Below are 6,407 nucleotides of genomic sequence, written 5' to 3' on the forward strand. Positions count from 1 at the left end.
GGGCGGCTGGAATCCGGCCAGGTCGCTGGTGGCCCGGACGCTGGCCACGAACTCGGTGTTGATGGGACCTGGTTCGATCAGGCTGACCTGGACGCCCAGGCGACGGGCGAGCGGCGCCATCGCCTCCATCATTCCTTCGACGGCGAACTTGGCGGCGCAGTAGGCGTCGTTGAACGGCTGGCCGATCAGGCCGCCGACGCTGGTCACCGAGATGATCCGGCCCTGACCGCGCTCGCGCATGTGGGGATAGACCGCCTTTGTCATCCGCCAGACGCCGTAGAAGTTCACGCCCATCACCCGCTCAAGGTCTGCGTCCGTGGTCTGTTCGATACCGCCCAGGAAGCCGGCGCCGGCGTTGTTCACCAGGACGTCGATGTGGCCATACTTGCGGATCACCTTCTTGACGCAGGCCTCGACGGACTTCGGCTTCTGGACATCCAGCTTCTCGACCCTGACCTTGACCTTCAACGCCTTGGCCTGGGCCAGCAGGTCGTCCTGCTTGCCCGTGTCGCGCATGGTGGCGATGGTCGTGTAACCGGCCTGGGCGAAACGAAGCGCCGTGTGGAGACCGACCCCTGAGGAGGTCCCGGTGATCAGGACGACAGGCTTGGATTTTGAATTGAACATGATGCGCCTCGCAGGACGGCCGCGCCGGCCGCCCTGTGACCCTAGCGCGCCCATCGCGGCGCGCCCATGGCCTAGTCGGCGGTTACGGCTTCGGGACGTCGAAAGATCGGGCGGCGGACAGCCTGGGCGAACCTGGCCGCATACTCGGGATGCTCGGTGCCCATCCAGCGGTCCCAGTGGGTGAAGTAGAGGCCGTAGTTCCGGCCAGCCTGGGCGTGATGCAGATCGTGGTGGGTGACGGTGGTCAGCCAGGGCAGGAGGGGGCGGCCGTCGCGGGTCGCCGGGAACAACTCATAGCCCGAGTGGCCGATGGTGTTGCGCACGATCTGATGCAGCATGAACAGGCCCACGACGGGCCATTGGGTGGGGACCAACAACATCCACACCGGCACGAACAGGGCGTTGATGGCCGCCTCGCCCAGGTCGAAGCTGTAGGCGGTGAAGGGCGAGGGGTTGTTCGACCGGTGATGGCGGCGATGGAAGACGCGGAACAGCCGCCGGTCGTGGATCATCCGATGGGTCCAATAGAACCAGGCGTCATGGGCCAGGATCATTAGGCCGAGGCTGACCCAGAACCAGATCGGCCCCCACGCCTGGGCGATCTTGGGCCCGGGCAGCAGGCCGGCGCGCTGCAAGCCGAAGGTCAGGAGCCCGACGGTGGAGAAGATGGCGATGGAGCGGACCGAGCATCCGAACTCGGTGAGGAGCTGGCGGGTCGGCGGTGTGTCCTCGCGGATCTTTCGGGCCTTCAGCACCGGCGCCAGAAGCACCCAGAGGATCAGCCAGACGCCCACCGCGAAGATCACGTAGCGGGTCACGTCCGCCTGCATGGCGCCAAGCCAGACGCGCAGAACGGGGGGCATATCGAGTTCGCTCACGACGCAAGTCCTCTGACGCTTTCGATACCGGAAGATTGGGGGTGCGATGATCCGCCGTCTCGCCGATTGCGAAAACGGCCAGCGATTTCAGGTTTCGCCGAGAGGATCGGGAATCGGCGAGGCTCCATTCTGCCGCCAGGCGGTGGGGGTCATGCCAGTCGCGGCCTTGAACGCCCGGTTGAACGGCCCGAGCGATCCGAAGCCCAGGTCGTAGGCGATGGACGAGACCGGCTTGCGCGCTTGGTCGGGGTCGCCCAGCGCCGCCTTGGCGCCGTCGATACGACGAGCATTGACGAAGGCGGCGAAGTTGCGGTGTCCCAGGGTCCCGTTGATCAAACGGCGCAAGCGATGTTCGGGCAGCGACAGATGCTCGGCCAGGGCGCCGACGGTAAGGTCCTCGCGCCGCCAGACCTGGTCTTCCTCCATGGCGCGTTTGAGCCGCGCGAGCGCGGCCGGGTCGGCGCCGTCGAGGGACGAGGCGTCGCGCGCCGCGCGGCCCGCGACCGGACCGGCCTCGACGCCCAGCAGCACGGGATCGAGCCGCAGGAAGGCCAGCGCCCCGGAGATCGCCAGGAACGCCAGCACGCAGGCCTGAAACACAGGCAGGCTTGGCAGGGCCTCCCCGAGGCTTGCGCTCAGGTCTCCTATAGCGGTCAGAAGCACATAGCCCGCGGCCGCGCCCATCAGCGGAGCCCGCAACCGCCGCCGCGGCTCGACCAGGTCGCCGCGCCAGCCACGCCAGATCAGGAAAGCGGCGTGCAGCAAAAGCAGGATGACGAAAAGGTTGTAGGCGACGAAGAGGGCGTCCCGCGCCTCGCCTCGCGACGCCCTGGCGATCGCTCCGACGATGAGGGTGATCACCGGCGGGATCAGCCGCCACGGCGGCAGACGGGCGTCGTCGCCGAACAAGGTGACCGCGAAGGTCCAGAACATGCCCGAACCCGCCACCGACATCAGCCAGATCGCGTGTTCGACAGGCCCCAACCGGCCTTGCAGGATCTGGCAATTGGCCAGGACGTGGCAGATGGCGGTGATGAAGAAGGCAGCGCCGACCCACCGGGCCGGCGACCTTTGGTTCGAGAACGCCAGCGCCGCGCCGATGACCGCGAAGCCGCCGATCGCCGTTCCGCGCGCCAAGCCGTCCAGGACGAGGGCGTCGACCATCGGAGGCCTTAGGTCGCCGTCCAGCCGCCATCGATGGACAGCGCGGCGCCGGTAGCCGAGGCGCCCATGTCGGAGACCAGGTACAGCAGCATCCCGGCCAGGTGCTCGTACTGGACGAAGGTCTTGTTGGGCTGCGCGGCCAGGATGACGTCTTCCATCACCCGCTCCTCGGGGATGCCACGGGCGATGGCCTGGTCGCCGATCTGCTTCTCGATCAGCGGGGTCTTCACATAGCCGGGGCAAATGGCGTTGGCGGTGATCCCGGTCCGCGCCAGCTCGACTCCCAGACCCTTGGTGAAGCCCACCACGCCGAACTTGGCCGCCACATAGGGCGCCTTGAAGGCCGAGGCGACCAGGCCGTGGGCCGAGGCGATGTTGACGATCCGCCCGCGCCCCTGAGCCTTCATGATCGGGATGGCCGCGCGGCTGGCGTGGAAGGTGGACGACAGGATGACCGCGATCAGGGCGTCCCACTTCTCGGGCGGGAACTCGTCGACCGGCGCCACGTGCTGGATGCCGGCGTTGTTGACCAGGATGTCGAGGCGTCCGAACTCGCGCACCGCGTAGTCGATCAGGTCGGTGATCTCCGCCGGCTTGGTCATGTCGGCGCCATGGTAGCGGATGGCCGCGTTGGTCCGCGATTGCAGGGCGGCGCGATCGGCCTCGATCTGGGCCGGATCGCCGAAGCCGTTGAGGATGACGTTCACCCCCTGCTCGGCCAGGGCGGCGGCGAGCGCCTGGCCAATCCCGCTGGTGGAGCCGGTGATGACGGCCACATGGCCTTGCAGCCCATAGTCGACGGCCATGGCGTCAGTCCTTCTTCTTGCGCAGCTCGGAGACCAGCGGCGGTTGGGGCCGTGAGAACACCCACTCGGTGTCGCTCGAGGCGCTCTTCTGGAACTTGTAGCCCTCGGAATCGAAGGCCTTGAGATCAGTCGCCGTCTCGATGCGATGGTCGATGGCGTAGCGGGCCATCAGGCCTCGCGCCTTCTTGGCGTAGAACGAGATGATCTTGGCTTCGCCGTCCTTCTCCTCGAAGAATTTGGCGGTCACCAGCGGGAGCTTCAGCGCCTTGAGGTCGACGGCGCCGAAGTATTCCAGGCTGGCGCAGTTCACCAGGGTCGGATCCTTCTGGCCAGCGCCCGCCTCGTTCAGCGCCTTGGCGATCTTGTCGCCCCAAAAAGCGTAAAGGGTCTTGCCGCGCTTGGTCTTCAGCGAGACGCCCATCTCCAGGCGGTAGGGCTGGATAGCGTCCATGGGCCGCAACACGCCGTAGAGGCCCGACAGGATCCGGACGTGCTTCTGGGCGTAGGCGAGGCCCTTCTTGTCCAGCTCGCGCGCCTTCAGTCCCGAATAGACATCGCCGTTGAAGGCGAAGGCGGCTTGCAGCCCCTCTTCCATGGCGGGATCGAAGGCCTGGAAACGCTCGCGGTTCAACTTCGCCAGGTTGTCCGACAGGTCCATCATCCGTTTCAGGTCGATCACCCGCAGCTTCTTGGCGGTCACGGCCAACTCAGCGATGTCGGCCGCCATCTCAGGCGTGGTCACAGGCGCCGCGGCCGGGGGCGCGGTGAAGTCCAGCGCCTTGGCGGGGGAGATGGCGATCAGCATGCGGGGCTCAGAACAGGACGCGCGGATTCATGATCCGCTTCGGGTCCAGGCTTAGCCTTATGGCCGAGAGCGCCGCAACCTCGACCGGACTTTTGTAACGCCGGGCCTCCTCGGTCTTCATGGAGCCCAGGCCGTGTTCGGCCGAGATCGAGCCGCCCATGGAGGCCACGATGTCGTGTACGATCCGCGATCCCTCGCCACGCTTGGCCGAATGCGCCGCGTCGTCGCCCCCGTCGGGTCGGATGATATCGTAGTGGATATTGCCGTCGCCCATGTGGCCGAAGGCGGTCACGCGGCAGCCCGGAACGAAGGCCTCCATCGCCGCCGTCGCCTGGTCCAGGAAGTCGGCGACGCGACTGACGGGCACCGAGACGTCGTGCTTCCAGGTGGCGCCCTCGGGCTTCTGGCCCGGCGACTGGTTCTCGCGGATCGACCACAGCGCCCTGGCCTGGGCCTTGGTCTGGGCCACCACCGCGTCGCGGACCAGGCCGTCGTCGAGGCCCTTCGACAGAAGACGTTCCAGCGCCGCCTCGGCCGCGCCCGGCTCCCCCGAGGCGATCTCGACCAGCACGTACCAGGGATGGACCTCCGTCAGCGGGTCGCGCTGGTCGGCGATGTTCTTCAGCACGAACTCGACCCCCCGCCGGCCCATCAGCTCGAAGGCCTCAACCCCGGTCCCAGCCGTGTCCTTGGCGCGCACCAGCAGGTCCAGGGCGGCCTGCGGCGTGTCCACGGCGGCGATGGCCGTTGCGCGCGATACCAGCACCGGGAACAGCTTCAAACTGGCGGCGGTGACCACGCCCAGGGTGCCCTCCGCGCCGATCAAGATCTGCTTCAGGTCGTAGCCGGTGTTGTCCTTGCGCAGGCGTTTCAGCCCGTTCCAGACCTCGCCGTTGGGCAGGACCGCCTCGAGGCCCAGGACCAGTTCGCGGGTGTTGCCATAGCGTAGGACCGCCGTGCCGCCGGCGTTCGTGGAGACCACCCCGCCGATGGTCGCCGTGCCTTCCGACGCCAGGTCCAGGGGGAAGCGCCGGCCCTTCGCCAGCGCCGCCTCGTGGACCGCCGCCAAGGTCACCCCGGCCTCGGCCACGATCACGTCATCGAAGGCGTCGATATCGCGGATGGTGTTCAGCCGCTCGGTGGAGAGCAGGATCTCGCCCAGCGGGATCTGGCCGCCGACCAGCCCGGTGTTGCCGCCCTGCGGCGTGATCGGAACCCCGGACTCGAAACAGATCCCGACCACGGCGGCGACGTCGGCCGTGGTCTTCGGCAAGGCCAGGAACGGCGTCTGGCCGACCCAGCGGTCACGCCATTCCACCAGCTTGGGCGCCAGGCGATCGGGGTCCTGGCTCCAGCCGCCCTCGCCCAGCACGGCCTTCAGGCGCGAGAGAACATCGGCGGGGACGGATACGGTCATGCCGCTAGCCTAGCGCCTCGCCCCTAGCCGACAAAGCCCGCCGCGCGCTTGAGACGGTCGTTGATCGCCTCGCCCAGGCCCTCGTGGGGAATGGGCGCCACGGCGATGGCTGCGGGCTCGGTGCGGTCGGCCTCACGCAAATAGGCGAATAGCCGCGCGGCCGCCTCGCGCAGGTCACTGGTCGGGCTGAGATTCCAGCGATGCTCGCCGGGTCCGAACGCCAGATAGGCCTCCCCAGGCTGGGGCTGGGAGACCTCCAGCCGCACAGGCGCTTTGGGCGAATAGTGCCGCGCCAAACGGCCCGGCGAGCGTTTGGCGTCGGCCTCCGCCTCGGCCAGCGGCCCTATCAGGGCTTCGATCTCGGCCCGGGTCACCGAGCCCGGCCGCAGCAGGCGCGGCGCGTCCAGCAGGGCGACGACGGTGGACTCCAGGCCGACCGCGCACGGCCCGCCGTCCAGGGCGGCGGCGGCCTTGTCCCCAGTCTCCTCCATGGCGTCGGCGAAGGTGGTCGGGCTGGGCCGGCCCGAGCGGTTGGCCGACGGCGCGACCACGGGGCCGCCGAACGCGCTCAGCAACGCGCGCGCCAGGGGATGGGACGGGACCCTAAGGGCCACGGTGTCCAGGCCGGCGCGGGCCAGGTCGCAGACGACGGTGTCGGAGGCGATCGGCAGGACCAGGGTGAGCGGCCCCGGCCAGAAGGCGGCCGCCAG

7 protein-coding genes are annotated in these 6,407 nt (G+C 68.4%); all 7 read right to left on the bottom strand.

Annotated elements, in window-relative coordinates; genetic code table 11:
• Positions 1-627, bottom strand: a 627-nt coding sequence (locus RMO04_RS04810; RefSeq protein WP_309643658.1) for an SDR family oxidoreductase, incomplete at its 3' end; no start/stop codon positions are given.
• A 71-nt stretch (positions 628-698) separates the two neighbouring features.
• Positions 699-1,490, bottom strand: coding sequence for a sterol desaturase family protein (locus RMO04_RS04815; protein ID WP_309643664.1), 792 nt, complete (start codon positions 1,488-1,490; stop codon positions 699-701).
• A gap of 102 nt (positions 1,491-1,592) precedes the next feature.
• Positions 1,593-2,669 carry an AraC family transcriptional regulator gene (locus RMO04_RS04820; RefSeq protein ID WP_309643659.1) on the bottom strand — a complete coding sequence of 359 codons (1,077 nt, stop codon included), beginning with the start codon at positions 2,667-2,669 and terminating at the stop codon, positions 1,593-1,595.
• Between the two features lie 8 nt (positions 2,670-2,677).
• A complete protein-coding gene (locus RMO04_RS04825) occupies positions 2,678-3,475 on the bottom strand; it encodes a 3-hydroxybutyrate dehydrogenase (RefSeq protein ID WP_309643660.1) in 798 nt (265 codons plus the stop codon).
• A 4-nt stretch (positions 3,476-3,479) separates the two neighbouring features.
• Positions 3,480-4,280 carry a peroxide stress protein YaaA gene (gene yaaA, locus RMO04_RS04830; RefSeq protein ID WP_309643661.1) on the bottom strand — a complete coding sequence of 267 codons (801 nt, stop codon included), beginning with the start codon at positions 4,278-4,280 and terminating at the stop codon, positions 3,480-3,482.
• A gap of 7 nt (positions 4,281-4,287) precedes the next feature.
• Positions 4,288-5,697 (bottom strand): FAD-binding oxidoreductase, encoded by a 1,410-nt coding sequence (locus RMO04_RS04835; protein WP_309643662.1) that lies wholly within the window; start codon positions 5,695-5,697, stop codon positions 4,288-4,290.
• 23 nt (positions 5,698-5,720) lie between these two features.
• A partial coding sequence (locus RMO04_RS04840) for an L-threonylcarbamoyladenylate synthase (RefSeq protein ID WP_309643663.1) occupies positions 5,721-6,407 on the bottom strand: 687 nt, incomplete at its 5' end.

Origin of the sequence: Phenylobacterium sp., from assembly GCF_031412415.1 — a bacterium.
Lineage (GTDB): Bacteria > Pseudomonadota > Alphaproteobacteria > Caulobacterales > Caulobacteraceae > Phenylobacterium.

Bases quoted from the DNA above. Each gene is read 5' to 3' on its own strand.
- RMO04_RS04815 (WP_309643664.1), bottom strand. From the start codon at position 1,490: ATGCCCCCCGTTCTGCGCGTCTGGCTTGGCGCCATGCAGGCGGACGTG.
- RMO04_RS04820 (WP_309643659.1), bottom strand. From the start codon at position 2,669: ATGGTCGACGCCCTCGTCCTGGACGGCTTGGCGCGCGGAACGGCGATC.
- RMO04_RS04825 (WP_309643660.1), bottom strand. From the start codon at position 3,475: ATGGCCGTCGACTATGGGCTGCAAGGCCATGTGGCCGTCATCACCGGC.
- yaaA (WP_309643661.1), bottom strand. From the start codon at position 4,280: ATGCTGATCGCCATCTCCCCCGCCAAGGCGCTGGACTTCACCGCGCCC.
- RMO04_RS04835 (WP_309643662.1), bottom strand. From the start codon at position 5,697: ATGACCGTATCCGTCCCCGCCGATGTTCTCTCGCGCCTGAAGGCCGTG.